This window comes from Pedobacter frigidisoli (assembly GCF_004331675.1).
Classification (GTDB): domain Bacteria; phylum Bacteroidota; class Bacteroidia; order Sphingobacteriales; family Sphingobacteriaceae; genus Pedobacter; species Pedobacter frigidisoli.
Window position 1 is genome coordinate 63,835 of the sequence record NZ_SJSN01000006.1, and the last position, 25,183, is coordinate 89,017.

Below are 25,183 nucleotides of genomic sequence, written 5' to 3' on the forward strand. Positions count from 1 at the left end.
TAGTTTTTAATGCTCCCATGAATAAAATTTTAACGATTGCAATACTTCTCCTAAGCTGTTTAACAGCTAACGCTCAGAACTTTAACTTCGGATCAATAACTCCAGAAGATTATAACTTTGATAAAAAAACCATAGATACCAATGCAAATGCTATTGTATTGAGAGAATTTGGCACTGCCTGTTTTGAAATGAATGAGGAAGGGCATGTAGATTTAGCTCTTGTTCATCACGTAAAAATTAAGATATATAATAAAGATGGCTTTAATCAAGCAAACATTATTATTCCTTTATACAAAGGCGAATATCGCGACGAGATAATCAGTGATTTAAAGGCCTCTACCTTTAATCTTCTTAATGGAGTTTTTAAAGAAACAATGCTTGATAAAAGTAGCATAATAATAGAGAATAAATCCAAATACACGAACCTGGCTAAATTTACATTGCCAAACCTTAAAGAGGGCTCGATAATAGAATATAGCTATAAACTCCTATCACCTAATGTTTTTAACTATAAAACCTGGGAGTTTCAATCCAATATCCCCAAAGTACAAAGTGAATTTGTTGCCAATATTCCAGCAACTTATAATTATCATATTTCGTTGAGGGGCGATCAGAAATTGGGTGATCAAAAAATCGAAGTCGCAAAAAAGTGTTTTACATTCGCTGGAACACCAATAAATTGCTCTAAGTTAACCTATCTCATGAAGAATATTCCTGCATTTGTAAAGGAAGATTATATGACTTCTCCAAATAATTTTTTATCAGCAATACACTTTGAATTATCTGAATATCAACACATTAATGCAGGCAAGGTTACATACACAAAATCTTGGAAGGATATAGACAATGATCTTATTGCGGAAGAAAGCTTCGGATCTCAGATGAAGAGAAAAGATTTATTTAAAAATTTTGCATCAAAAATTGCTGCTGACTCCCTAAGCAACTTAAACAAGGCAAAAGCCATATATACCTTTGTGAAGAAGCAAATTAAATGGAATAATTTTTACGGAAAGTATACTACTGAAACGATTAAAAAGGCACTTGAGGCAAAATCTGGAAATGTTGCAGATATAAATCTCAGTTTGGTTGCGGCTCTACTAGCTGCAAATTTGGATGCTGAAGCTGTAATTTTATCAACACGAGAAAATGGAGTAGTTAGTAAACTATATCCTATAGTTACAGATTTTGATTACGTGATAGCAAAAGTGAACATTGATGGTATAAGCTATTTACTTGATGCCACAGAGCCTATGCTTTCATTCGGGCTTTTACCATTCCGATGTATTAACGATAAGGGAAGGGTTATCAATCTAAAGAAGCCATCATATTGGATTGACTTAAAAGCGTCACAGAAAATTTCCACAAGTTATTTACTCAACGGAAAGTTAAATTTAGATGGTACCATAACTGGTAAATTGACTATCCATAACCAAGGTTATGCCGCTTTTAATAAAAGAAGAGAAATTAAAAATTTTACCTCTGTTGATGACTTTGCAGAAAAGCTGGAAGAAAATATGCCAAGGGTAAAATTTCTTAATCATCAAATAATTGATTTGGATAGCGTTGAAAATGTATTAACCGAAGAGTATGAAATAGAGATTAAAACAAATAATGAATTAAATTCTAATCAATTTTATTTTAATCCATTTATTATTAATGCCATATCGAAAAATCCATTTAATTTAAACGAAAGAAATTACCCTATCGATTTGGGCGCTAAGTCCGAAGATCGAGTATCCATAAACATTGAACTTCCAATTGGATTTGAAATGCTAGAAAAGCCCAAAAATTTATCACTTGCACTTGATAATAATGGAGGAAAATACCTGTTACAAACAAACATAGAGAATAATTCCATTTCATTGAATCAAACGATACAGCTTAATAATGCAATTTATCAACCTGGCGAATACCTAAGTTTGAAAACATTTTACAGTAAAATTATTCAAAATCAAAAAATTGATTTTTTATTAAAAAAAGTAAGTAAATAAACGAGGTTGATCTACCGTTTGGTAGTGTTCAAAGAATTTTTGATTTTTATCGCAAAATAATTTCTCAATGTTAGCAAGTAGCATTAAATTGCCCTAATTTAATAACGCTCTAATGAAGAAAATTTTAATCGCTTCCATCCTATTTTTTTTAACACTAGCTTCTTACGCCCAAAACTTTAATTTCGGTGCCATTACATATGATGATTATGAATTCGACAAAAAGAAATTAGATAGTAATGCCAATGCTGTTGTTTTAAAAGAGTTTGGTACTACAAGTATTCAGCAAGATGAAAGCACTGGACATTTAGAAGTAATATTTGAACACCACGTAAAAATCAAAATATACAACAAAGAGGGTTTTAAAGAAGCTAATATTGTTATTCCGATGTATAAAGACGATTCTCGTGAAGAAACAATAAGTGAATTAAAAGCGTCAACATTTAACCTTGAGAGTGGTGGTTTTGTAGAGACCATTATGGATAAAAAAGCTGTTTTCACCGAAAATAGATCGAGATATACCAGATTAACGAAGTTTACCTTGCCAAATTTAAAAGAGGGCTCTATTATCGAATATAGTTATCGTTTAAGATCTCCGAATTTATTCAACTATAAAACATGGGAATTTCAGGGCGATATTCCAAAAGTTGTAAGTGAATACTTGGCCTATATTCCAGGAATATACAACTACAATGTTTCGCTTCGTGGTTTTCAAAAACTTACTGATCAAAAATCAGAAATTAATAAAGAATGCCTAAGGTTATCTGGTGCGGCTATCGATTGCTCAAAGATGACTTACATCATGAAAAACATTCCTGCTTTTATCGAGGAAGATAACATGACGGCGCCAAGCAACTTTAAATCTGCAATTTATTTTGAATTAGCTGAGGTTCAGAATTTAACGGGTGGAAAAACTTCTTATACAAAAACATGGAAAGACGTAGATTATGAACTTGTATCAGATAAAAACATCGGTGCTCAAATGAAGCGAAAGGATGTTTTTAAAGATCTTATCTCCGTAATTACGAAAGATGCTGCAGATGATCTTTCTAAAGCCCAGACCATTTACAATTACATAAAAAAGCAAATCAAATGGGATAATTATTATGGTATCCAATCTTCCGATAACATTAAAAAATCACTTGAAAGTCGTTCTGGAAGTGCTGCTGATATTAATTTAAGTCTTATTGCTGCTCTTTCTGCTGCCAATTTAGATGCTGAAGCTGTTATTCTATCTACCAGAGAAAATGGCACCATTAACAAACTTTATCCCGTAGTTAGCGAATTTAATTATCTGGTTGCCAAGGTTAATATTGGAGATAAAAGTTATCTGTTAGATGCTACTGAACCACTTTTGCCTTTCGGTTTATTGCCCCTGCGATGTATAAATGATCAAGGCCGAGTGATCAATTTGAAAAAACCATCATATTGGATCGATTTAAAGGCAAACCAAAAAACTATTACCAATTATATCCTAAATGGAAAATTAACAGCAGACGGGAAAATTATTGGAACATTAACTACCTTAACTCAAGGTTATGCTGCTTATAATAAAAGGAAAGAAATTTTACGCTACAGCTCACCCGAAGAGTATGTAGAAAAATTAGACGAACGTTTAACACGAATTAAGATTTTAGAACACAAAATTATAGATTTGGATAGTGTTGAAAATGTATTAACCGAAAAATATGAAGTCGAATTTTCAATTAATGATGGATCAAAAGATCAATTTTATTTCAGTCCATTTTTTATAAGTGCCATTACCAAAAACCCATTTAACTTAAATGAACGAACTTATCCTGTAGATTTAGGTGCCGCATCTGATGAAAGAATAATTATCAATGTGGCATTACCTAGCAAATATGAATTGGTAGAAAAACCCAAAGACTTAGCAATTGGGTTACCCAATGCAGGAGGAAAATATCTTTTGCAAACAAAGTTGGATGATTCGACAATTTCTATGAGCCAGATTCTACAATTTAATAATGCTGTCTATCAACCAGAAGAATACCTGTATTTAAAAGAATTTTATAGTAAGATCATTCAAAACCAGAAGTCTGAATTTTTGTTAAAAAAAGCCAATTAGATGAAATTTACATTTTCAGTTTTTTGTTTACTTTTCCTCGTAATATTTGGTTATGCCCAAGATAATTACGATACAGATTTAATCCCCTCAAATCTTCGTAATCGGGCAAATTCCTGCATCAGAAATGAGGAAACCGTTATCGACATGCGCTCTCCCGACAATGTAATGCTCAATGTAAAAAAGGCTATAACTGTCTTTAACGAAAATGGAGAAGATGAAGCTAGATTAGTGATTTACTACGATAAAAATACATCAATAAAAAGTATAAAAGGCGAGGTTTATAATGCTGTAGGTAAACCAATTAGCAAATTTACCCAAAGCGATTTCTTGGATGTAAGCGCTGCTGATGGATTTTCCCTTTTTGTAGATAGTCGCGTTAAGCATTACTTGCCAAACGTAAATCAATATCCATACACCATTGTTTATAATTATGAAATACGAAACAAGCAAAATCTGATTATTCCCGATTGGCAACCTAAACCAGCTGATGATGTTTCTGTAGAAACAAGCACCTATACTTTTATAGCTAAACCAACGGATCAAGTTAGGATTAAGAGCGTAAACTATAGCGGAAATCCGGAGGTAACTATCGATGAAAAGCAGAAAAAAACAGTTTGGAAAGTGGCCAACATCTTAGCTGTTAAAACAGAACCTTACAGTCCTGACCCTGAAACCTACAGAACTAGTATTCAAATCGCACCACAACAGTTTACTTATTATAGTCATTCTGGCAAGTACAATAATTGGGAGGAATTAGGTAAATGGGTGTATGATGATTTACTAAAATCGAGGACTGCACTTTCTCCAGCCACAGTACAGATGGTAAAGGATTTGGTAAAGGATGAAAAAACAGATAAGGACAAGGCCAGAAAAATTTATCAATACCTACAAGATAAAACAAGGTATATTAGTGTTCAAATAGGCATTGGGGGCTTCCAACCGATAGCGGCCAGCGAAGTAGATCGTTTAGGATATGGCGATTGCAAAGCCTTGGTTAACTATATGCAGAGCCTTTTAAGAGCTGCAGATATAGATTCATACTACTGTGTTGTAGAGGCCGGTACTGAGAAAAAGAGTGTTGACCCGAGTTTTGCGAGCATGGTTCAAGGGAATCATATTATTTTGTGTATGCCGTTAAAAGGCGATACTACTTGGTTGGAATGTACCAGTCAAAAAATTCCTTTTGGCTTTTTAAGCGATTTCACTGATGATAGAATAGTACTTGCCTGCACACCAGAGGGAGGTAAACTATTACATACACCAAAGTTAAAAACGCAAGAAAATCTTCAAATACGTAAGGCTACTTTGGTAATAGAAGCTGATGGAAATATTAATGGAATAATGAATACTGTTTTTTCTGGAGCACAATATGATAACCATGAATCGATGATTGGAAAGTCTTTAACAGAACAACACAAGTTGCTTAAAGAATCTTACAATATTGATAATATTGATTTCCAAACTGTTTCTTATGTCCAAAAAAAGGATATAGACCCAAAATTAACAGAAGATATTAAGGTGAATATTAAAAATTATGCGCCGATAAATGGTAATAAAATGTTTCTTCAATTAAATGCTTTTAATATAAAAAGATCAATCCCAGAGGTTAGAAATAGAACCTTACCAGTTTATGTAAACCGTGGATATACCGATGAGGATACAATCGTTTACACACTGCCCGATAATGTAGATAAGGATCTAATTACGAAGAATGAGAAAAATTTCAACTGTGCTTTTGGTGAGTACATTGCAACAGCAACAGTTGATGGAAATAAACTTATCTACTATCGAAAATTGGTAATAAATGATGGAACTTTCACAGCTGATAAATATGCAGAGTTTACAAAGTTTATAAATGATGTTAATGCTGCAGATTATTTAAAACTAGCGCTTAGCTTAAAAAAATAATCCCTAAACCAATCCCAATAATCATAATTAGGTACATTAAAATCTCTGTTGAGGCAAAGCGTTTGTACTTGGTCCAGAAAGAATAGTCTTCTTGTTGATTTGGCATGGTAGATTATTTAGCCTCAAAAATAACTAAATGAATTTATATATTGGGTTTGTATGTGGTAATCTCTTTGGCCATTCCTTTAAATAAAACGATATGAAAAGGCCACATGGCATACCAGTACACTCTTCCCCACAAACCTTTTGGCCTGAATGTTGCAATTTGCGATAAAAAAGCCTGACCATGAAATTCAATTAATTTTAATTCCAACCAAGCTTCTCCTGGTACTTTCATTTCGGCGTAAAGCAGTAAACGCTTACTTTTTTTATCAGCTAAAAGCACACGCCAAAAGTCGAGCACATCTCCAGCTTGCAGGTCAGTATTGCTTGTTCTCCCTCTCCTTGTTCCTACGCCACCAAACATTTTATCTAAAAATCCTCGTAGGTGCCAAAGCCAGTCCATAAAATACCAACCTCTGTTCCCGCCAATGCTCCAAATATTTTCAAAAACCTCCTCAGCTTTACGCTCGAAAGGCATTTTAACTTTGTATTGTAGCGTACCATTTTGAGGCACCTTAATCTGATCCATAAAATCAGTTTGTAAGTAGCCTCTATTTAAAGCATCTTTCCAACTGGAAACGATGGAGTTTTGATCGATTTTTTCGAAAGCCAAATGAAGCGATTCAGCGTAGGTTAAACACACTCTTGGTACAACATCTTTTATACTATCATCTTTACAAACTACTTCATTCTTCATGCTATCAACAAGGCTTCTGGCTAATGAATAAGGCACGGGTGTAATAAAATTCAACCAAAGTGAAGATAATCGTGGCGTAAGTACAGGTACAGTAATAAGCCATCGCTTCAATCCGCGTTCCTTAGCATAACCCAAAAGCATGTTTTTATAAGTCAGAATATCTGGACCTCCAATATCGAATGTTTCATTGTATGCCTTTTCGTTGTCCAGAACGCCTGTTAAATAACCAAGTACATCTCTAATTCCAATCGGTTGGCATTTAGTTTTAACCCACTTCGGCGCCACCATCACTGGAATTTTTTCTGTTAAATCTCTAATAATTTCGAATGATGCACTTCCAGAGCCAATAATAATGGCTGCCCGTAATATTGTACAGGCAATACCAGATGATTTTAATTCATCTTCTACGGCTAAACGCGAACCAAGATGTTTAGATAGGTGCTCATCATTCGCAATACCTGTTAAATAAATAATCTGTTTGCATTTGGTTTTGGATATTGCTGTAGAAAAGTTTTCCGAAGATTGCTTTTCCATATCGGAAAAACCATTATCGCTAGATGACATGGAATGAACAAGGTAATAAGCAGCATCAATATCATCTGGAATCTCTGTGAGCGATTCTGACTTTAGCAGATCTCCAGTAATTATTTGAACCTGTTCACTTAAATCTGACTGAGCTGCAAACCTCCGCTTATCGCGTACCATACACACTATTTCGTGTTTATCTTCCAATAATAAAGGAAGTAACCGAGTTCCAATATATCCGTTTGCTCCAGTAAGTAAAATTTTCATTGATTAAAGATGATTTATATAACAACAGTTAAATCGCTGCTTTGTTATTGATCACTAACGAATTATAAATAAATAACATTCGTTAAAGCTCTAATCAGCAGTTCATATCGCTTTTTAAGCAAAAACCTACTGTATATTTAACACTACAATTTTATTAGCACAACAAATACCCAAAAGTTACGTATTAGTTGTTCAGTATTACACCAAACATCCCTTAATGAAGAAATACGTATTAGGCATTGCTTCGATATTTTTAGTGAGTATGAGCATTGTCGGAACCAGTTGGAAAGCGGTGGAAGATCCACAAACACAACAACAATTACTTAAGAATATAGCTGCAGATAGCCTTTACAGCCAATACATACTAAACTTATACCACGAGGCTCACTTAGATTCGGCAGGTTTAAATGCAGAAGTGTTTGAAAAAGCTTTAACCGGTTTTTATAATATGAAATATTCGGGTCTTCTGCATTCAAAATCTATCCTAACAATTGCCGATTTCGACCAGGAAAGTTGTAAAAAGCGATTGTATATCATCGATTTAGAAAAGAAAAAACTGGTTCTGAATACCTGGGTGGCACACGGACAAAACAGTGGTGGAGATAAACCTGATTCGTTTTCAAATAGCATCAACTCCAATCAAAGCAGTTTAGGCTTTTATTTAACTGGTGAAATTTACTATGGAAAACATGGTCGTTCGCTCAAATTGGATGGAATGGACCAAGGTTTCAACAACAATGCAAGAGATAGGGCCATAGTTGTTCATGGAGCAGATTACGTTGGACAGGAAAGCATAAATCAGCTTGGGCGTTTGGGTAGAAGTCAGGGTTGCCCAGCGGTTTCCTCAAAGCTATCTGATAAGGTAATTAGTGCTATTTCAGACCGCACAGTTTTGTTTATCAATAATTCTGATCAGCAATATCATTCTACGTTTTTAAATGAAACATTAGCCGCTAGTGTTGCGCTACATCAAGAAGAAGTTTTAGCATCGAGAATGGATTAATGTAGCTTAAGATTTTTAGCATTTAGGTTTCTTGGAAGCAGTTTGATAAATAATCCTTTAGACCCTGCTAGGAAATCCCAAACCCAGCGATTGCTATCTTTCCCTTGCTCACCGCAATCTACCACTTCCGCTCTTTTTAAAAGCTTGCTAACCAAGATTTGTATTGGCTTAATTTTAACCATTTTGTTAAAAAGTAAACCAATATAGTCGCAATAAACATGAACAAGAATTTCTAGGATTAACGAATTATTAGAAATATCTAACGGCTTTTTAAAAGTTAACAGGTAATCCTTTTTGATGGTTTCAACTAATAAATCGAATCTAAGACTAGCATTTCCTTTCAGAAAACCCCAAAGTTCGGCGTTGCTATAAACCCTAACCAATCCATCATCTAATGAAACCTTAAGTCTACAACCGGCTAATTCGTAAATTTTATCCATTCGCATTTAGATTTTAAAACCATCGTTTTGTTACTAAAATTCTGTTCATTTAACACCGAAACAATTAAAATGTTTATCAATCAACTGGTTAGGATGTGAGTAACATTTTAGCTTTTGCAAGGATATTTTAATCATATTTGGGGTTGAAAAATAAGCCTAATTAATGAAGATTGTAATTGCAGAAAAGCCCTCTGTTGGTCGCGAGCTTGCTAAAGTTTTCGGAGCAACTACCAGAAAAGATGGATACATTGAAAGTAAGGGATATTCCTTTACATGGGCTTTTGGACATTTATTACAATTGGCTCCACCACAAGATTATGGCTTTATAGGCTGGAGGAAGCAACATTTACCCATGCTACCAGCAAAATTCAAACTTGCCATCAGAAAGATAAAAACTAAAGATGGCTTCGTTGAAGACCCAGCTGTTAGGAAACAACTCGATACCATTAAAAAGCTTTTTGATGAAGCAACCGAGATTATTGTGGCAACGGATGCTGGACGAGAAGGCGAACTCATTTTTAGGTACATTTATTATTACCTTAAATGTAAAAAACCATTCAAAAGACTTTGGATTTCCTCTCAAACGGACGAAGCCATAAAAGATGGTTTTAGAAATCTAAAACCTGGAACTGATTACGATACACTTTTCAACTCTGCACATTGCCGTTCTGAATCTGATTGGCTAGTTGGAATGAATGCTACTCAAGCATTAAGTATCTCTGCAGGAAATAGAACTGTTCTTTCTTTGGGCAGGGTACAAACACCTACCCTAGCCATGATTTGTGCTCGTTTTTTAGAAATTAAAACCTTTGTACCGCAAACCTTTTATCAGATTAGTATTTTGCTAATCAAGGATGAACAAATTTTCAAGGCAGTTTCTACATCAAATTATAAGAACAAAGAAGAAGCAGAAAAACTTTTTAGCTTGGTAGAAGATGTTCCATCAGGCTTTCCAACTGGTGGAAATATTACCGCTGTTGAAGCAAAACCTAGAAAAGAACCACCACCACTTTTACATGATTTGAGTAGCTTACAGCAAGAAGCCAATAAAAAGAAAGGCTTCACCGCAGATCAAACCTTAAATCTTTTACAGAATTTGTACGAAAGTAAACTGGTTTCTTATCCACGTACCGGATCGAGGTATATTGGCGATGATGTATTTGCTGGCGTACCGGACCTGATTACGAAGTTTACCAATCATCCAGATTTTGGAAAGCAAGCTCAATTTCTACAAACCATTACGTTAAATAAACGAAGCGTAAATGCTAAGAAAGTGACGGATCACCATGCAGTTTTGCCTACGGGCGAAGAAGCTTACGGGTTGAGCAGTGACAAACAGGCTATTTACGATATGGTTGTTGGAAGAATGATCGAGGCTTTCCACCAAGAATGTTTAAAGGAAATTACCAAAATTACTATACAATCGGGATTAACTTTTATTGCAAACGGTACGGTAATTCGCTCTGCTGGCTGGCGTTCTGTCTTCAACGAAACAGAAGATGATAAGAAAGATGAAGACAACGCCGCCTTACCAAAGGTTGCTGTTGGGGAACAATTACCAATTACCGAAAAATCGCTGCTAGAAAAGCAAACTAAGCCAAAACCCATGTTCAATGAGGCATCGCTTTTAAAAGCACTAGAAACTTGCGGTAAAGAGATTGAAGATGAGGAACTGCGTTACGCCATGAAAGACAGCGGTTTGGGAACGCCTGCAACTAGGGCATCTATCATTGAGACATTAATTACGAGAGAATATATTACCCGCGAGAAACGAAATCTTATTCCATCTACAAAAGGGTTAGCGGTTTACGAAGTAGTTAAGGATAAACAGATTGCCCAAGCAGAATTAACAGGGCAATGGGAGAAACGATTAGAAGAAATTCGTTCTGGAGCTTCTGTTAAAGATTTCAAATCAGAAATTACTGAATACACTAAAATGATTACAAACGAGTTATTAATTGCTGGGGCAAGTATATCTGGCAGGTTGGAAGATAAAAAATTAGAGCAAGCTTAATTAAATATACGTTTTAAAACTTCCTCGAGCGAAGTTCCCATATTTTCGTCTTTTTGGATAAACCCTACAGCACCAGCTTCTAAATAGCTTCGCTCTAAAGTGGCTTTATCATTTCCAGTAAACATGCAAATTTTAATATGAGGTTGTTTTTTAAGCACTTCCTTAACCGTGTTTGGATTGCTATCGCCTCTTGGCATATTAATATCCAAAAGTAAAAAATCAAAATTTTGTTTTTCTAAAACCTCAAATGCATCTGGCAAGTTGGAAGTTTCTAAAATTTCAGGTGAGAGAAGAAACTTCTTAAAAAAACCTTTCATAACCATTCTCATCAGTTCGCTGTCATCTGCGATTAAAATCTTAAGGTTTTCGTTCATCTAAATAGCTGTGTAATTCGATACAGTTTTCAATTGTCTAATAATCACAGAGATTTAAAAGCAACTAACTAATCAGTGTAAAAATGAACACCGTTTTAGTTGACTAATAAAAAAATCTGGGATGATTTTCTCAAATGTAATAATTTATTTGAGCTTTATAAAGTGCAGAATAAACTGAACAATATTTAAATATCCATATACTCCCATGCGCTATGATAGGAACCTAATTTTTCTGCGTAGCTAATAAAATCAGCATAAAATTTCGATTTGGATAATGTAGAACTATCACCAACAACAACCAACTTCTTTCTCGCCCTTGTCATGGCTACGTTCATTCTTCGGGTATCTGATAAAAATCCAATAGCACTTTCGGCGTTGCTTCGGGTTAAACTGATGTAAACAATGTCTCGCTCCTGCCCCTGAAAGCTATCAATTGTGTTCACAGCAATTCTATTTTGATGGCCCATTAAAAACTCGTTTTCGTGAACAAATGATTTTAGAATCTGAACCTGTTGCTTATATGGAGAAACAATAGCTATAGATGGAAAAATGCTGCCCACTTTTTTGGATTCAAGATTATGAACTAAGCTAATTAAATGCTTCACTAAAAAAGCTGCTTCATCGGGATTAGTAGTACTAGTTCCATCTAATTTTTCATCGAAACTGCAGCCTGCTGTGTCAATAAATGTTAACGGCTTATCATCAGCAAAGAGTAGATGATTGGCAACAGAACTATGCGCATTCAACCTATTCTCATAAAAAACTTTTGAAGAATAACCCATAATATTTTTATTCATCCGATATTGCTCATTCAGGAGCACAACAGATTCAGGATGAAGACTTACCGATTTCTCAAGTAAGGTTTTGTCTAATCCTTTCCTCGCTGCATCATTGGATTTTACAGTGGGCGATAATTGAAAATGGTCACCAGCTAGAATTACCTTTTGAGCTTTTAGTATCGGAATCCAACAAGCGGGTTCTAATGCTTGCCCAGCCTCATCGATTACCACAGTGCTATATTTCAAATTCCGAACGTTGTAATGATTTGACCCAACCAGTGTTGCTGTAATAATCTGTGCTTTAGCAAACAGATTATCCATAATGTATTGTTCTGTTTTTTCTACTTCCCTACCAATTTTATGGGCTTCATCAAATAAGGCTTTACGCTGATCTCGCTCTGCCTTACCAAAACTTCGCTTGTATTTATGAGCCATGTTTTTGTACTCATTTGCCTGCTTTTTTAGCGATTTAATGGCTTTCATCTCTGGATGATCTGCCATTTTATGATCAAGCGTTGCCGCCAATAATCGCTCGGAAACCCGTGCAGGATTTCCTACACGAATTACGTTCAGCCCTTCTGCCGATAATTTTTCTGTTAATAAATCTACAGCAGTATTGCTTGGTGCAACCACCAAAATCTTTTGATGATCATGCTTAATCAACGATTTTATGGCATGAACCAAGGTTGTAGTTTTTCCTGTTCCAGGTGGGCCATGAACGATTGCTAAATGATCTGCAGAAATAATTTTAGTAACCGCTAATTGCTGAGATTCATTTAAAGTACTTGGAATAATAAATTTCTCTTCTTTTTGAAAGGATGGTTTTTCTCCTTTAGTTAAAATTTTGATAAGCTTACTTTCAGAATCGTTTTCTGCTAAATTCGTGGCTTGTTTAAGCGCACTTTGCATTTCATCGTAACTGTTGTTATCAAAAAGCACATCTACACCAAGCTTTCCATCTTTGGTCCAATCGGGCAATTCATCTATTCGCAAGCTAATCTTCATTTTACTACCAGCCTGGTGCGTAATAATTCCCTCCATACGATCTTCTTTAGGATCGTGGTTGGAAAACAAAACCACAGCAGATCCAAACCTAAACTGATGAGACAGATCTTGGTGTGTAGTTCTTTCCAACTCTAAAGTTAAGTAATCGCCCCGGCCAATTTCAGTATTTCTAATCGCGATTGGATACCAGGTCAAGCCCAATAATCTTCTATCTGATGCGGAGGTATTTTGTGTGATTTTTAAATAAGATTGAAAGTCTTCTTCACGCTCGATATCAAGCAAAGCTTGAAGTTTTTGGAAATATTCTTTTGGCAAAAGGGAAAGGTTAACGGTGTGAATTTTTTAACTGTTGATATATTCTGACTGCTTTTTGTCTATAAAACTAATTCTAGATGCAACCTCAACATGGTTTCCTCAGCATCATTACAAAAACCTGGATGTACTTTCGAACATTGAAGAACTGTACTTCTGGTTGCGGTTAGCCATCTAAAACGCGATGCTTGATCATATTGACCAATTGAGCCTGAGCCCACTGATCCTTTGCTTATTCGCTCGAATGCAGAAAGGTTAGCTTTTAATTCACTTAAATCAATATCAGCTGAGAAAGCTTTGATTCTTTTTTCATCTATGGTAAAAACACTTTGCAAAAACTTCTCTTTGGCGCAAAATAAAATGATTCCAACATTCATAAATTCTTCGCGTTCTACCCTAGGCATCACGCGAATCACGGCATACTCAAATAAGAATTTCTCTTGCATGCTGTGCTTCTTTTAAAAAGATATTTGAATTTGTTAACCGAGTTTCTAAGAAATATAGATATGCTTTTCGATGTGCGGCTTTAGTGTCAAAATTTGTATCGCCCTCTAACCACACATCAGGAATCAAATTGATAACGGCTTGGATTTTTTCCGAATTGAGAATTGAACGAAATTCTTGATCAACACTTTCCAATTCAGAAGCCCATGGTAATAATACATGGTCTTTAACCAGAAAAAAAGGGCGCAAAGCTTGTTCTTCCCAATTTTGCCACGAATGATGAAAATAGAGTGAAGCACCATGATCAATTAACCAGAGTTCTTTGTGCCATACCAACATATTGGTGTTGCGACAGGTGCGATCCATATTGGTTAAAAAGCAATCTAACCAAACAATTTGCGATGCCAATTTAGCATCAACTGTAGTAACTGTAGGATCGAAAGTGATGGCTCCAGATAAATAATGTAGTGCTAAATTTAAGCCTACGCTTGCTTTCAATAAATCTTGAATTTCCTCATCCGGCTCTGTTCTTCCGAAAGCCTCATCTAAATTTGCGAAAACCAGTTCTGGAATACGAAGTCCTAGAATTCTTGCAATTTCGCCGCCAATTAATTCGGCTATTAAAGCTCGTGGGCCTTGGCCTGCGCCACGAAATTTTAAAACATACAGAAAATTATCATCGGCCTCTGCAATTGCAGGCATTGAGCCTCCTTCACGCAATGGCGTAACATATCTGGTAACGTTTACGGTTCTAAGTTGTAAATCAGTCATAACGCACATTTAGAAAAGCATTTGTTAGCAAAAACGCAATTTCTAAACCTGCGACAAATTTATAAGAATTCTAACAATAATCTTGTAAAGATTTAGACCTGTAATTTAGGTTAATCATGCCCAACATAAGCATGACCAGCAGGTGTAAGTACCGCCGCCCATTGAACAGTTTCACGGTTGATTTTAACTAATCCCATACTCTCCAATTCTTCATAATCTTCTTCCATGCCACCCAAAATTGGTGAATTTACCTGCTGATTAATGACCTCAAGTAGAGATACAATTTCTGATCTTTCCATAATTATTATCGATTAAGTATTGTAGTAACATAAATGCAATCAAAATGTTTATCGCTATAACTAAACATTTTAAACGGTTTAAGGTTGTATCTAAAACAATCCATCCTTATGGAAACACCAATTTATTACCTTTTCGTTTTGGCTTTGCCAATTGCTTGTGTAGCATGGACTGTAACAAAGGAAGAAATTTTTAAAGAGGCAAGAGAATTTTGTGTAGACCGTTCTAAAACAGCGCATAGTTTAATTAAAAGAAAGTTTTTCTACGTTTTCACCTGCGAGTACTGCTTTAGCCATTACGTAACCCTTTTACTGCTTTTCATTACCAACTTTAAACTCATTTATCCCGATTGGCGAGGATATCTTATAGCTTTTTTTGCATTGGTATGGATTGCGAATGTTTATATGAGTATTTACAACATCATCAGAATCGATTTGAAAAAAGAAAAAATTAGGGCAGCCAAAGAAGAATCGGAGCTTAAAAATGAATAATATAACATTGTAACTAAAATTTAATTATGTCATCAACTGTAATCAAATATTTCAGTTATAATGCTCAAGCTAAAGTTCTAAAGATAATTTTCGTTACTGGAATGGTATATCTGTATCAGGATGTTCCAAAGCAAGTTTTCGATAAATTGAAATTAGCAGATTCTAAAGGCCACTATTTTAACCAATACATTAAAGATAAGTTCGATTTTAAAAACTTAGGAGAAGAATAATATGCCCGAAGGACCATCGATAATAATATTAAAGGAATTGATTGATGATTTACATTTAACAAGACCAGAGGTTTTAGAAGTATCAGGAAATGTAACTACAATTGATAAAGACCGCTTATTAAACAAAAAAATTATTGCGTTTAAAAGCTGGGGGAAACATTTTCTTATCTGTTTTGATGGCTTTACAATTCGCATTCACTTCATGCTATTTGGCACCTATTTGATTAATGAAAGCAAAAAAACACCTTTAGAATTAGGTTTGACCTTAAAAAATGATCAGCTAAACTTTTATACCTGTAAAATTGATTTATTAGAAGGAAACATTGGCGATTATTATGATTGGAAAACTGATGTAATGGCCGATGAATGGAATGAAAAAGAAGTTATTAAAAGGCTTAAATTAATGCCTGACATAAATATTTGCGATATTTTACTCGACCAGCAAGTATTTTCTGGAGTTGGAAATATTATTAAGAACGAGGTGCTTTATAGAATTCGAGTTCATCCGCATACCAAGGTTCGTAATTTACCTAGAGCAAAACTGAGGGAGTTGGTTAAGGAAGCTAGAAATTACAGCTTCGACTTTTTAAAATGGAAAAAGGAAAATACATTAAGCAAGAACTGGGAAGTTTACCAACAGAAAGAATGTCCGCTAAAGCATAAGATTGAGAAAAAGGAAATTGGAAAAACGCATCGCCAAACTTACTTTTGTACCAAATGCCAAAAAAAATACAATTAAATAAAAAATATATTTTGAGTTGAATATGTATTAAATTACTTATAATTAGGCTGTTAAAAAACTAATAATTTAATACAGAATTTATAAGTATAATCTAAACGTAAAAGAATTGTTAAATAATTAGGAAATAAACTGAGTACTCTTATATTTGTCCTCGAGAGCGTTAATTTAGATACGGGTATATGGTTTAGGCTATATGCCCGTTTTTTATTTCACATGCTTTATACATGCTGAACTACATTATTAAGGCAGATTTTTAACCATGGCGTAAATTGACTTGGGTTGGAATCTATTTCCTCTTTCAGTAAATCTAAACTCACATAACGATAACTTTCTACCTCGCTTTTATTAATTTCGGGTATTTCATCTGAAGAGCCAAAAAAAACATGGTCCAATTCATGTTCGATTAACCCATCCTCAAATTCTGCTTTGTATATAAAGTTAAATCCGTAACTCAAATTACATTTCATTCCCATCTCCTCTTCCAATCTTCTTTTTGCAGCCTCTAAATTACTCTCTCCAAAACGTGGGTGACTGCAGCAAGTGTTTGTCCATAAGCCACCAGAATGATATTTATCCTTTGCCCTTTGTTGCAAAAGCAATTCATTTTTTGTGTTGAAGATAAAAACAGAAAAAGCACGGTGAAGCTTGCCCTTTTGGTGCGCCTCTAATTTTTCCATTTGCCCAGTTGGCAAATCATTTTCATCTACAAGAATTACTCGTTCTTCCATCTAACTAAATCACGTTTAACTTATGCCTAATCATTGAATCGAACATTAAGCCTATTTTATGGCGATTAGAAATTCTAATTCGCTCTTCCATAATTCGTTCGGCACTTAAGCCCTTAATTTTAAAGAAAAGCTTTTTGTAATAGATATAGGATAAATAAACCCCGTTTCTAGCGACTGACGGCAACATTTTAATGCCAATTAGTGCTTCTACAAATTCCGCTTCAATCTCTTTCTCTATTTCTCGTTTCTGGTTATCGCAAAATGCCGCTAAGTTAACATTTGGAAAATAATTACGGTTTAAAGATTGATGATCGGCCTTAACATCGCGTAGAAAGTTAACCTTTTGAAAAGCAGAGCCCAGCTTCATAGCAAAAGGCTTTAATCTTTGGTAATCAACCTCATCACCTTTGGTAAAGACCTTGAGGCACATTAAACCAACTACTTCCGCCGAACCCAAGATATATTCATTGTAAAGTGCTGGCGTATACAGTTGATCGTTAAGATCCATTTCCATACTTTTTAAAAAAAGATGAATAAGTTTTGGATCTATTGCATATTCGTTAACAACCTTTTGAAAAGAATTTAAAACTGGGTTGAGGCTAATACCCAATTCAATCGCTTCAAAAGTATCTTGTTTAAATTTCTCTAGTAAATATTTTTTATCGTAGTTGTGAAAACTATCTACAATTTCATCAGCCAAACGAACAAAACCATAAATGGAATATATAGGCTGTCGAAGCTCTTTACCCAAAAAGTAGATACCAAAAGAGAAGCTCGTGCTGTAACTCTTTGTGGTTAGCTTACTACAATCGGCCGATAATTGATCGAACATTTCTTTCATAATGATTGGGATTTTTGAATAGAATTTTCAAATTCATCAAGCGATTTAAACCAGTTAATGTGATCGATATTTTCTAATTTATCAATCACCTGGCTATTACCTGCTAAATGGATTTGAGTGGATGAGCATATTTCTGATAGTTGATCTATATAATTTTGTGCTGCGTTTTTCAATCTCAATTTCGTCATAAAAAGCAAAGCATGATCAATAGCTACATTTTTTAAAATCTTAGCTATAGAGTCTGTTGGCACTTTACTGCCTAAAAAAATAACTTTTTGCTTGTTAATTCTCAGCATGTAATTTGCAAAAAGTAAACCAATATCGTGGTCTTCATCTTCAGGTAGAAAGAGTAACCATGTTTTTTCGGCATCGACCTGTAAGGGAATGCTATTTATTGCGGCAAAAAATTTCTGTCGAATAATGTTCGAGAGGAAGTGCTCATGCGCCGGACAAATATCATCTTTGCGCCACATAAAGCCTAACCTAACGAGTAATGGGTAGATGATAAGACGATAAGAATTAATCATTCCGAGTTTTAAAATGGCCTCATCCATTAAGGTAGAAAAAGAAAACTCGTTAAAAGCTATACCGTATTTAATGAGCTGGGAAATATAAAATTCATTCTGTTCACTTTCAGAAGATGAACCATAATGCTGGTCGATTAGCTCATTTACAGCTTGATCCGAAAGTTTGCAAATTTTGGAGATTTTTAATCCGGCCTGGTTTAAACTTACAATATTAAGTAACCTAACCAATTGGTTATCATCATAAAGGCGTGTATTGCCATCCGACCGCATGGGTTTGAGGGCATTATATCGTTGCTCCCAAATCCTGATGGTATGAGATTGAATGCCCGAAAGCTGTTCAAGATCTGAAATGGAGTAAGTCATATTTTGTTTAAATATATCAAATAAAATCTAAACAAAAAAGACTTAAAAAAGTTTCAACTTAACTACTGTGAAAAGTTGCGAAGAATAACGTGTCTAATGAAATGCTTTTTCGGTTAGTAAAACTCCCCTTTCGCCATTACCCGTTTCAATTGTATGAACATGTTTGTAAGAATGGCTAAAAAAATCATATCCATGCTCCATTTGCTTTATTGAAACCGTATTTAATGGATAGTTTCTATTGCTTTGCATACAAAGTAAACTTCCGTTAGCCAATAGGAGAAAATCACAATCGTATCCTTTTTCTTGTAATTCTATAACTTTTTTGGTAATTGATACATTTAATCTTTTGGTTAATGCGGTTCTGTTTTTCATAAGGTTAGGTTTTAGGTAAAAAAATTGCTTTTAAGTAATAAGTGCAAAAAACATACACTATAATTACGAATTCAACTGCAATATATTGTAATACAACCAATTAAATTAGTTTGTTTTGTTCATTATCTTTAGATTAATGCTGTTCATTTTTTATAAAACTGGTGTTAAACTGAATAATTTATGGAAATCATCAACATCTACCATCCTATTCGAAACCATTAAAAACCTTTACTAAATACTTTTATTTCTTAATTTAAAACTCAAGGGTTAATTTCGTATCCTCTAATCTCCTTACCTAATGAAATTAAATTGTATCGTAATTGATGATGATCTGCATGCTATCAACGGTATAAAAACATATATAAATACGTTATCAAATATTGAGCTTGTTCAATCTTACACCGATCCGTTAGCGGCCTTAAATGAGATTACAGTTGGTGCGGAGGTTGATATTATCTTTATGGATGTTGATATGCCAATGATTTCTGGAATCGAATTATCGAAAGCTATCCGACATAAAACAAGCAAACTTATTTTTACTACCTCACATTCAAAATATGCGTATGAGGCTTTCGAAATGAATGCAAATGCCTATTTATTAAAACCTTACACCTTTGCTCGCTTTGCAGAAACCATTAATAGACTTTTCCCGCATGTTCCAAGCACACCTCAGCTAACGCTAAAAAAAGAGGCCGATTATTTTTTTGTCCGTAACAAAAACGATAAAAACACTCTAATAAAGGTAAGGTATGCAGATATAGTAGCCATAGAGAGTTTGCAGAATTATGTTCGGATATTTACATTGAATGAAACCATAGTTTCTTACATAGCACTTTCAGAAATTAAGGTAATTCTTAAAGATTATCCAAATTTTGCTCAGGCACATCGGTCGTTTATCATTGCCAAAAATTTTATAGAAAAGGTAGAGGGCAATACTTTAAAGATGATAAATAACCTTACTGTAAACATTGGAAATAGTTACAAAGAAGATATTCAAGAATATATTAAGCAAAAAACAATTAAAACTAATCGAACATAAACACTTAAAAGCATTTAATTTCGTTACAAAAGATTGAGATATTTCTCATTTAGATAAAAGCCGTTCCCCAATTTACTAGCCAGATACTCATGAAACCTAATATTGAAACTCAATATAAACCGAATACAATCCTAAAGTGGATTTCAAATAAGAAGCTACACATTCTAGTCTGGTTGATATTTGTTACTTACGAATCGTTAATTGTTGGCATTTTCTCCGGACGATTTGCCCAACTAAACAATTACATTTTATACTACAGCCTAAACATTTCCTTATTTTATGTTCATGCTCATTTAGTTTTAACCAACGCCTTAAAAGACACAAAAAAAGCTTGGTGGAAAATTCCATTATTTATTCTGTTCGAATTAATTGCCTACATGCTTGTAACGGCTTGTTTAGATTATATCATTATCACTTACACCAATTACACGGGAACAAGAAAATTAGGTTTTAACCTGCTTTTTTTTGCTGGCCCAATTTATCGTGCCATTTATTTTATGTGTTTTTCTACCGGATATTATTTTCTCTTAAATTTTTTAATGGAAAGAAAAAAGACCGAAGATCTAGAGAAACAACGCCTAAACAATGTAATTCAGATTGCAAGATCAGAGAATGCCTTTTTAAAAGCGCAAATCCAACCACACCTTCTTTTTAATACCTTGGATTTTATTTATCAAAATGCTAGAGAATCATCTCCGATAGCTGCAGAGACTATTCATTCACTTTCAGAAATGATGCGATATTCTGTAGATAGCAATAAAGACAGAGATTTTATTCCATTAAGTGAGGAAATTAACCAGGTTGAAAATTTAATAAACCTCCATCAACTTCGTAAAGATCACTCTATACAAATCAGGTTTTGGTACGATGATGAAATTCGTAATATCAAAATTATTCCCTTAATACTCATCACCCTGGTTGAGAATATGTTTAAACACGGAAATTTAACATTACAATCAAATCCTGCAGAGATAAAAATCACAAGGGTTAATGGTAAATTGGTAATTGAAACATCAAACCTTATTAAAGAAACTTTGGATAACACTGGTCTAAATGCTGGTATAGAAAACATAAAAAAACGTTTGTATTATACTTATCAGGATAAGGCAGATTTTAGCTATTTTATCAATCAGGATATTTATTTTAAAGTAATTCTTTCTATAGAGCTATCTCCAGAAAATCAGATCTAGCATTTTTATAATTTACATCAACCTAATTACTAACTTTTGACAAAAGATTTGGCTAATTTCCTTTTCCAACTGCATTAAATCCGTTTCGGAAATTATTTTTTTCCTTTTTTAGTACTGAAATTGTAATTTGCATAAACTAAACTTAAAAAAATGTCAATAAGTTGCATCGCTATTGATGATGACCCCCATTCTTTAGAGAACTTAATAGCATACATGGATAAGTTGCCCGACCTAAAACTTGTTAATACTTTCACAGAACCACTTAGGGCTTTAGCCGAAATTTCTACAGCTAACCCCGTTGATATCATTTTTATGGATGTAGAAATGCCATCACTTTCAGGCATTGAATTGGCGGGATTAATAAGGCAAAAAACAAAACACTTGATATTTACTACGGCACATGCAAAATACGCCATTGATGCATTTAAGGTAGATGCCGATGCTTATTTACTGAAACCCTATTCCATTCTTCATTTTGCAAAAACAATAAACAATTTATATCCGACAGGAAAAAAAACACCAGACCTATTTTCGATTTTTGAAGATCATTTCTTCTACATTCCCTTACGAGGAGATGATGGAGATTTGGCAAGAATAGATTTAACCAAGCTCATTGCGATAGAAGATTTTGGAGAAGATATCCAATTTAAAACCATTAATGATTCATTTTTAAGCCCAAAAGCTAATTTTACCAAAACAATAAAGATGTTGGGGAATCATCCGGCTTTTATTCAAATCTCTCAAAAAGTAATCATATCTAAACAACATATAAAAAGCGTATTGGGAAACAGAGTACTCCTATCTAGTGAAGCTTCCTATACTGTAGAGAAAACCCACAAAGACCTTTTTGATATTTTTATACAACATAATTTTTTAAACGCAAAACCTAAATCCAATACAGATCAATAAGATTCTAAATCCAAATAAATTCATTACCAGTATTTTATAGTATTTTAAGTTTTAATTAAAACATTCCCCAACAAAGTTTGTATTAGGATAGTCTATTTAAATAATTATTGATTATTCGTTTTGAAGAGAATTTTGGTTGTGGATGATGACCCTGATATTTTAGAGGTTTTTCAGATTGCGTTAGAGGGGGAAAATTACAGTGTGTTTCCTTTACTTTCTCCAAGATATATTTTTAAGAACATACGAGATTTTAATCCCGATCTAATTATTCTAGATATAATGTTAAACGGAATGGATGGCCGTGCCGTCTTTAAGGAACTTAGATTAAATCCTGATACAGAGAAGATACCTGTAATTTTAGCCTCGGCAAGGTATAATGAAAGTTATGTTTCTTCTCAAAAATTTCATCCTGATGGTTATTTGGAAAAACCTTTTGATATGGGCGAAATGCTACAAAAAGTAAATAAACTAACTGAAAATTAAAATATAGAAATATGAAATTAAAACTACTAACACCAATTGTGCTACTTTTTGTAGCAATATCGATAAAAGCGACTGCACAAACTGGCCGCCCCGATAAACTTTACTCAATGAGCGGTTTGGGTTTTGCTTTCCCAATGGGAGAAACATCTGATTACCTTAAACCAAAATTCTCTACATCTTTAGGCTTAAACTTAGGCTTAGGAAATAGCGGACTTTTCCTTTACCCAAAAGTGAGCTTACATGCATTTACTTTTAACCAAATAACACCCGATGCCGGCTATACTTATACTATACAAAAAGGCAGGGCCACAACTTATTTATTAAATGTTGCCTTGGGATATCGTAAAATTGTCGAAAAGTGGGCATTTTACGGATTTGCAGGCGCTGGAGGTGGTTTTATTCTTACACCTCAAGCTGGTGTAAATGCTACTTCATTGCAAGTAACAATGGATAATAAAACCAACAGCCTTGGTATTGCCGAAGGTGGTGCAGGTATTGAGTATAACATTGGTGGCGCTAATTTATTTGTAGAAGCAAGTTACATGTATGGATTTAGTAAAATTCAAAATAGAACATTTAATACAGTACCTATCCAAATTGGCATCAAACCTAATTTGAGCAAGCTTTTAAATAAATTATAAAATTTAGTTATATTAAATTATTGGGCGATTACGTTAATTCACGTAGTCGCTTTTTTTTGTTGAATATTTTTTTTCAAGATAAAATTTGAGCTAAAAATAAATTGAAATTATAGAACATTAGATTTTTATTACTAATTATTTTAGTATAAATTTGTACTCCAAGAAAACTTAATGTTATACGCAGTTGTAGATATCGAAACCACGGGAGGCCATGCCTCAGCCAATGGAATTACAGAAGTTGCCATCAATATTCATGATGGTAATCAAGTAGTTGAATCTTTTACAACGCTGATTAATCCAAAGCAGCCCATTCCAATTTACATTACGGCATTAACGGGTATTGATAATAAGATGCTAGTTGACGCACCAACTTTTGAGGATGTTGCCTTGCAAATTTATCAATTATTGCACGATAAGGTTTTTGTTGCGCATAATGTAAATTTCGATTACTCCTTTTTAAAACATCATTTAGCTGCAGCAGGTTACGATTTAAATTGCCGAAAACTTTGTACAGTAAGGTTAAGCAGGAAATTAATTCCAGGAAAAGTTTCATACAGCCTTGGCAAATTGTGCAGCGCATTACAAATCCCTATCGAAAATAGGCATAGAGCCGCTGGCGATGCTGATGCCACCAGTATTCTTTTTAATCTTTTGTTGGAAACTGATCAAGAGGGTATTATTGCAGAAATGCTTAAAAAAACATCGAAAGAACAAGTTTTACCGCCACACTTAGATAAAGCTTCGATTTTAAGATTGCCGAATCAGCCCGGTGTTTATTATTTTAAAGATAACAAAGGTAAAATTGTTTATGTTGGTAAGGCAAAAGATTTAAAAAAGCGTGTCATTAGCCATTTCACGGGCAATAAACCTAACCGACAACGACAAGATTTTTTAAGAACGATACACAATGTAGATTATGTAATTTGTGGCACGGAGTTAATGGCCTTAATTTTAGAAGCAAATGAGATTAAGCGCTTGTGGCCTGAAAATAATAGGGCAATGAAACGCTACGAGCATAAATATGATCTTTTTATTTTTGAAGATCAGAATGGTTATTTGCGTTTGGCAATAGACAAACATAAAAAGAACAATAAAGCGTTACAAAGCTTTAATAATTTGCTAGAGGGTTATAATTTCCTAAATCAATTGGTAGAGAAATACCAGCTTTGCGCCAAGTTATGTTATCTTCAGAAAACAGCAACAAAATGTAACGCACACGAAAACGGACAATGTTTTGGCGCCTGCAGTGGAATAGAAACCGTAGCCATTTATAACAAAAGATTAAATGCCGCTCTTGATGATATTCAAAATTTGCAACCAAGTTTTGCACTTGTAGATGAGGGAAGAAAGGATGAGGAGTTTAGTTGTTTAGTGGTAGAAAAAGGGAAATTTTATGGTATGGGCTATTTTACTGATAAAAATTATCTGTCTGATGGCTTAGCTCCAATCAAAAATGATTTGTCTGTTTATCAATCGAATAGTTATATTCTAAATTTAATTTTGAACCACGCAGAACAATTTCCACAAAAATTATATAAATTGTAGGTTTTAAGACATGAGCGTAGATAAACTCGAACTTTTATAGGTTTGCGAAGCTGCCAAATTTCATTACAGA

26 protein-coding genes are annotated in these 25,183 nt (G+C 34.1%); 14 read left to right on the forward strand and 12 right to left on the reverse strand.

Going from position 1 to position 25,183, the window contains the following annotated elements; translation table 11 throughout:
• The first annotated feature begins 17 nt into the window (after window positions 1-17).
• The 3 genes from EZ449_RS08725 (at window position 18) to EZ449_RS08735 (ending at window position 5,982) form a co-directional block, all read left to right on the forward strand.
• Window positions 18-1,991 carry a transglutaminase domain-containing protein gene (locus tag EZ449_RS08725; RefSeq protein ID WP_131557754.1) on the forward strand — a complete coding sequence of 658 codons (1,974 nt, stop codon included), beginning with the start codon at window positions 18-20 and terminating at the stop codon, window positions 1,989-1,991.
• A gap of 112 nt (window positions 1,992-2,103) precedes the next feature.
• Window positions 2,104-4,074, forward strand: coding sequence for a DUF3857 domain-containing protein (locus tag EZ449_RS08730; protein ID WP_131557756.1), 1,971 nt, complete (start codon window positions 2,104-2,106; stop codon window positions 4,072-4,074).
• Entirely contained in the window at window positions 4,075-5,982 is a 1,908-nt protein-coding gene (locus EZ449_RS08735; protein ID WP_131557758.1) for a DUF3857 domain-containing transglutaminase family protein, read from the forward strand.
• On the opposite strand, the gene EZ449_RS23280 is transcribed toward EZ449_RS08735, so the two are convergent.
• Together EZ449_RS23280 and EZ449_RS08740 are read right to left on the reverse strand one after the other, a co-directional pair.
• Window positions 5,966-6,088, reverse strand: a complete 123-nt coding sequence (locus tag EZ449_RS23280; RefSeq protein ID WP_262711116.1) for a hypothetical protein — start codon at window positions 6,086-6,088, stop codon at window positions 5,966-5,968. The genes EZ449_RS08735 and EZ449_RS23280 overlap by 17 nt on opposite strands.
• A 36-nt stretch (window positions 6,089-6,124) precedes the next feature.
• The gene (locus EZ449_RS08740; RefSeq protein WP_131557760.1) at window positions 6,125-7,573 is read right to left on the reverse strand and encodes an SDR family oxidoreductase; all 1,449 of its coding nucleotides are present in this window, start codon (window positions 7,571-7,573) and stop codon (window positions 6,125-6,127) included.
• Window positions 7,574-7,790: 217 nt separating this feature from the next.
• Here EZ449_RS08740 and EZ449_RS08745 point away from each other — a divergent pair, with 217 nt between their 5' ends.
• On the forward strand, window positions 7,791-8,576 hold the full coding sequence (locus tag EZ449_RS08745; protein WP_131557762.1) for a murein L,D-transpeptidase catalytic domain family protein: 786 nt from the start codon (window positions 7,791-7,793) through the stop codon (window positions 8,574-8,576).
• Here EZ449_RS08745 and EZ449_RS08750 read toward each other — a convergent pair.
• Complete coding sequence (locus tag EZ449_RS08750; protein WP_131557764.1) at window positions 8,573-9,016, reverse strand: hypothetical protein; 444 nt, start codon at window positions 9,014-9,016, stop codon at window positions 8,573-8,575. The genes EZ449_RS08745 and EZ449_RS08750 overlap by 4 nt on opposite strands.
• 163 nt (window positions 9,017-9,179) lie before the next feature.
• On the opposite strand from EZ449_RS08750, the gene EZ449_RS08755 reads away from it, so the two are divergent.
• A complete protein-coding gene (locus tag EZ449_RS08755) occupies window positions 9,180-11,030 on the forward strand; it encodes a DNA topoisomerase (RefSeq protein WP_131557766.1) in 1,851 nt (616 codons plus the stop codon).
• Here the strand turns inward: EZ449_RS08755 and EZ449_RS08760 are convergent.
• The 5 genes from EZ449_RS08760 to EZ449_RS08780 form a co-directional block, all read right to left on the reverse strand.
• The gene (locus EZ449_RS08760; protein ID WP_131557768.1) at window positions 11,027-11,404 is read right to left on the reverse strand and encodes a response regulator; all 378 of its coding nucleotides are present in this window, start codon (window positions 11,402-11,404) and stop codon (window positions 11,027-11,029) included. The two genes, EZ449_RS08755 and EZ449_RS08760, sit on opposite strands and share 4 nt — an antisense overlap.
• A 185-nt stretch (window positions 11,405-11,589) precedes the next feature.
• Window positions 11,590-13,503, reverse strand: a complete 1,914-nt coding sequence (locus EZ449_RS08765; protein ID WP_131557770.1) for an AAA domain-containing protein — start codon at window positions 13,501-13,503, stop codon at window positions 11,590-11,592.
• A gap of 59 nt (window positions 13,504-13,562) precedes the next feature.
• Entirely contained in the window at window positions 13,563-13,946 is a 384-nt protein-coding gene (locus tag EZ449_RS08770; protein WP_131557772.1) for a DUF3037 domain-containing protein, read from the reverse strand.
• Window positions 13,924-14,715 carry a HipA family kinase gene (locus tag EZ449_RS08775; protein ID WP_131557774.1) on the reverse strand — a complete coding sequence of 264 codons (792 nt, stop codon included), beginning with the start codon at window positions 14,713-14,715 and terminating at the stop codon, window positions 13,924-13,926. The genes EZ449_RS08770 and EZ449_RS08775 overlap by 23 nt, the downstream gene beginning before the upstream one ends.
• A gap of 110 nt (window positions 14,716-14,825) precedes the next feature.
• Window positions 14,826-15,014, reverse strand: coding sequence for a hypothetical protein (locus EZ449_RS08780; RefSeq protein WP_131557776.1), 189 nt, complete (start codon window positions 15,012-15,014; stop codon window positions 14,826-14,828).
• A gap of 108 nt (window positions 15,015-15,122) precedes the next feature.
• On the opposite strand from EZ449_RS08780, the gene EZ449_RS08785 reads away from it, so the two are divergent.
• From EZ449_RS08785 to EZ449_RS08795, 3 genes are read left to right on the forward strand one after another with little or no spacing between them, the layout of a single operon-like run.
• The gene (locus EZ449_RS08785; RefSeq protein ID WP_131557779.1) at window positions 15,123-15,503 is read left to right on the forward strand and encodes a hypothetical protein; all 381 of its coding nucleotides are present in this window, start codon (window positions 15,123-15,125) and stop codon (window positions 15,501-15,503) included.
• Window positions 15,504-15,529: 26 nt separating this feature from the next.
• The gene (locus tag EZ449_RS08790) at window positions 15,530-15,733 is read left to right on the forward strand and encodes a KTSC domain-containing protein (protein ID WP_131557781.1); all 204 of its coding nucleotides are present in this window, start codon (window positions 15,530-15,532) and stop codon (window positions 15,731-15,733) included.
• Window position 15,734: 1 nt separating this feature from the next.
• Window positions 15,735-16,472 carry a DNA-formamidopyrimidine glycosylase family protein gene (locus EZ449_RS08795; RefSeq protein WP_131557783.1) on the forward strand — a complete coding sequence of 246 codons (738 nt, stop codon included), beginning with the start codon at window positions 15,735-15,737 and terminating at the stop codon, window positions 16,470-16,472.
• Between the two features lie 221 nt (window positions 16,473-16,693).
• Here EZ449_RS08795 and idi read toward each other — a convergent pair whose 3' ends face one another.
• From idi to EZ449_RS08815, 4 genes are all read right to left on the reverse strand, one after another.
• Window positions 16,694-17,203 (reverse strand): isopentenyl-diphosphate Delta-isomerase, encoded by a 510-nt coding sequence (gene idi / locus EZ449_RS08800; protein ID WP_131557785.1) that lies wholly within the window; start codon window positions 17,201-17,203, stop codon window positions 16,694-16,696.
• Window positions 17,204-17,207: 4 nt separating this feature from the next.
• Complete coding sequence (locus EZ449_RS08805; protein WP_131557787.1) at window positions 17,208-18,044, reverse strand: phytoene/squalene synthase family protein; 837 nt, start codon at window positions 18,042-18,044, stop codon at window positions 17,208-17,210.
• The gene (locus tag EZ449_RS08810; protein ID WP_131557789.1) at window positions 18,041-18,934 is read right to left on the reverse strand and encodes a MerR family transcriptional regulator; all 894 of its coding nucleotides are present in this window, start codon (window positions 18,932-18,934) and stop codon (window positions 18,041-18,043) included. Before EZ449_RS08810 ends, EZ449_RS08805 begins: the two co-directional genes overlap by 4 nt.
• A 93-nt stretch (window positions 18,935-19,027) precedes the next feature.
• Window positions 19,028-19,306 (reverse strand): hypothetical protein, encoded by a 279-nt coding sequence (locus EZ449_RS08815; RefSeq protein ID WP_131557792.1) that lies wholly within the window; start codon window positions 19,304-19,306, stop codon window positions 19,028-19,030.
• A 298-nt stretch (window positions 19,307-19,604) separates the two neighbouring features.
• On the opposite strand from EZ449_RS08815, the gene EZ449_RS08820 reads away from it, so the two are divergent.
• The 6 genes from EZ449_RS08820 to EZ449_RS08845 all read left to right on the forward strand — a co-directional run bounded on the left by EZ449_RS08820 (window position 19,605) and on the right by EZ449_RS08845 (window position 25,113).
• Window positions 19,605-20,345 (forward strand): LytR/AlgR family response regulator transcription factor, encoded by a 741-nt coding sequence (locus EZ449_RS08820; RefSeq protein ID WP_131557794.1) that lies wholly within the window; start codon window positions 19,605-19,607, stop codon window positions 20,343-20,345.
• A gap of 89 nt (window positions 20,346-20,434) precedes the next feature.
• On the forward strand, window positions 20,435-21,535 hold the full coding sequence (locus tag EZ449_RS08825) for a sensor histidine kinase (protein WP_131557796.1): 1,101 nt from the start codon (window positions 20,435-20,437) through the stop codon (window positions 21,533-21,535).
• A gap of 150 nt (window positions 21,536-21,685) precedes the next feature.
• The gene (locus tag EZ449_RS08830; protein ID WP_131557798.1) at window positions 21,686-22,444 is read left to right on the forward strand and encodes a LytR/AlgR family response regulator transcription factor; all 759 of its coding nucleotides are present in this window, start codon (window positions 21,686-21,688) and stop codon (window positions 22,442-22,444) included.
• A 120-nt stretch (window positions 22,445-22,564) separates the two neighbouring features.
• Window positions 22,565-22,927, forward strand: a complete 363-nt coding sequence (locus EZ449_RS08835; protein ID WP_131557800.1) for a response regulator — start codon at window positions 22,565-22,567, stop codon at window positions 22,925-22,927.
• A gap of 11 nt (window positions 22,928-22,938) precedes the next feature.
• On the forward strand, window positions 22,939-23,568 hold the full coding sequence (locus EZ449_RS08840) for a hypothetical protein (RefSeq protein ID WP_131557802.1): 630 nt from the start codon (window positions 22,939-22,941) through the stop codon (window positions 23,566-23,568).
• A 171-nt stretch (window positions 23,569-23,739) separates the two neighbouring features.
• The gene (locus tag EZ449_RS08845) at window positions 23,740-25,113 is read left to right on the forward strand and encodes an exonuclease domain-containing protein (RefSeq protein ID WP_131557804.1); all 1,374 of its coding nucleotides are present in this window, start codon (window positions 23,740-23,742) and stop codon (window positions 25,111-25,113) included.
• The last annotated feature ends 70 nt before the right edge of the window (window positions 25,114-25,183 follow it).

Bases quoted from the DNA above. Each gene is read 5' to 3' on its own strand.
- EZ449_RS08725 (WP_131557754.1), top strand. From the start codon at position 18: ATGAATAAAATTTTAACGATTGCAATACTTCTCCTAAGCTGTTTAACA.
- EZ449_RS08730 (WP_131557756.1), top strand. From the start codon at position 2,104: ATGAAGAAAATTTTAATCGCTTCCATCCTATTTTTTTTAACACTAGCT.
- EZ449_RS08735 (WP_131557758.1), top strand. From the start codon at position 4,075: ATGAAATTTACATTTTCAGTTTTTTGTTTACTTTTCCTCGTAATATTT.
- EZ449_RS23280 (WP_262711116.1), bottom strand. From the start codon at position 6,088: ATGCCAAATCAACAAGAAGACTATTCTTTCTGGACCAAGTACAAACGC.
- EZ449_RS08740 (WP_131557760.1), bottom strand. From the start codon at position 7,573: ATGAAAATTTTACTTACTGGAGCAAACGGATATATTGGAACTCGGTTA.
- EZ449_RS08745 (WP_131557762.1), top strand. From the start codon at position 7,791: ATGAAGAAATACGTATTAGGCATTGCTTCGATATTTTTAGTGAGTATG.
- EZ449_RS08750 (WP_131557764.1), bottom strand. From the start codon at position 9,016: ATGGATAAAATTTACGAATTAGCCGGTTGTAGACTTAAGGTTTCATTA.
- EZ449_RS08755 (WP_131557766.1), top strand. From the start codon at position 9,180: ATGAAGATTGTAATTGCAGAAAAGCCCTCTGTTGGTCGCGAGCTTGCT.
- EZ449_RS08760 (WP_131557768.1), bottom strand. From the start codon at position 11,404: ATGAACGAAAACCTTAAGATTTTAATCGCAGATGACAGCGAACTGATG.
- EZ449_RS08770 (WP_131557772.1), bottom strand. From the start codon at position 13,946: ATGCAAGAGAAATTCTTATTTGAGTATGCCGTGATTCGCGTGATGCCT.
- EZ449_RS08775 (WP_131557774.1), bottom strand. From the start codon at position 14,715: ATGACTGATTTACAACTTAGAACCGTAAACGTTACCAGATATGTTACG.
- EZ449_RS08780 (WP_131557776.1), bottom strand. From the start codon at position 15,014: ATGGAAAGATCAGAAATTGTATCTCTACTTGAGGTCATTAATCAGCAG.
- EZ449_RS08785 (WP_131557779.1), top strand. From the start codon at position 15,123: ATGGAAACACCAATTTATTACCTTTTCGTTTTGGCTTTGCCAATTGCT.
- EZ449_RS08790 (WP_131557781.1), top strand. From the start codon at position 15,530: ATGTCATCAACTGTAATCAAATATTTCAGTTATAATGCTCAAGCTAAA.
- EZ449_RS08795 (WP_131557783.1), top strand. From the start codon at position 15,735: ATGCCCGAAGGACCATCGATAATAATATTAAAGGAATTGATTGATGAT.
- idi (WP_131557785.1), bottom strand. From the start codon at position 17,203: ATGGAAGAACGAGTAATTCTTGTAGATGAAAATGATTTGCCAACTGGG.
- EZ449_RS08805 (WP_131557787.1), bottom strand. From the start codon at position 18,044: ATGAAAGAAATGTTCGATCAATTATCGGCCGATTGTAGTAAGCTAACC.
- EZ449_RS08810 (WP_131557789.1), bottom strand. From the start codon at position 18,934: ATGACTTACTCCATTTCAGATCTTGAACAGCTTTCGGGCATTCAATCT.
- EZ449_RS08815 (WP_131557792.1), bottom strand. From the start codon at position 19,306: ATGAAAAACAGAACCGCATTAACCAAAAGATTAAATGTATCAATTACC.
- EZ449_RS08820 (WP_131557794.1), top strand. From the start codon at position 19,605: ATGAAATTAAATTGTATCGTAATTGATGATGATCTGCATGCTATCAAC.
- EZ449_RS08825 (WP_131557796.1), top strand. From the start codon at position 20,435: ATGAAACCTAATATTGAAACTCAATATAAACCGAATACAATCCTAAAG.
- EZ449_RS08830 (WP_131557798.1), top strand. From the start codon at position 21,686: ATGTCAATAAGTTGCATCGCTATTGATGATGACCCCCATTCTTTAGAG.
- EZ449_RS08840 (WP_131557802.1), top strand. From the start codon at position 22,939: ATGAAATTAAAACTACTAACACCAATTGTGCTACTTTTTGTAGCAATA.
- EZ449_RS08845 (WP_131557804.1), top strand. From the start codon at position 23,740: ATGTTATACGCAGTTGTAGATATCGAAACCACGGGAGGCCATGCCTCA.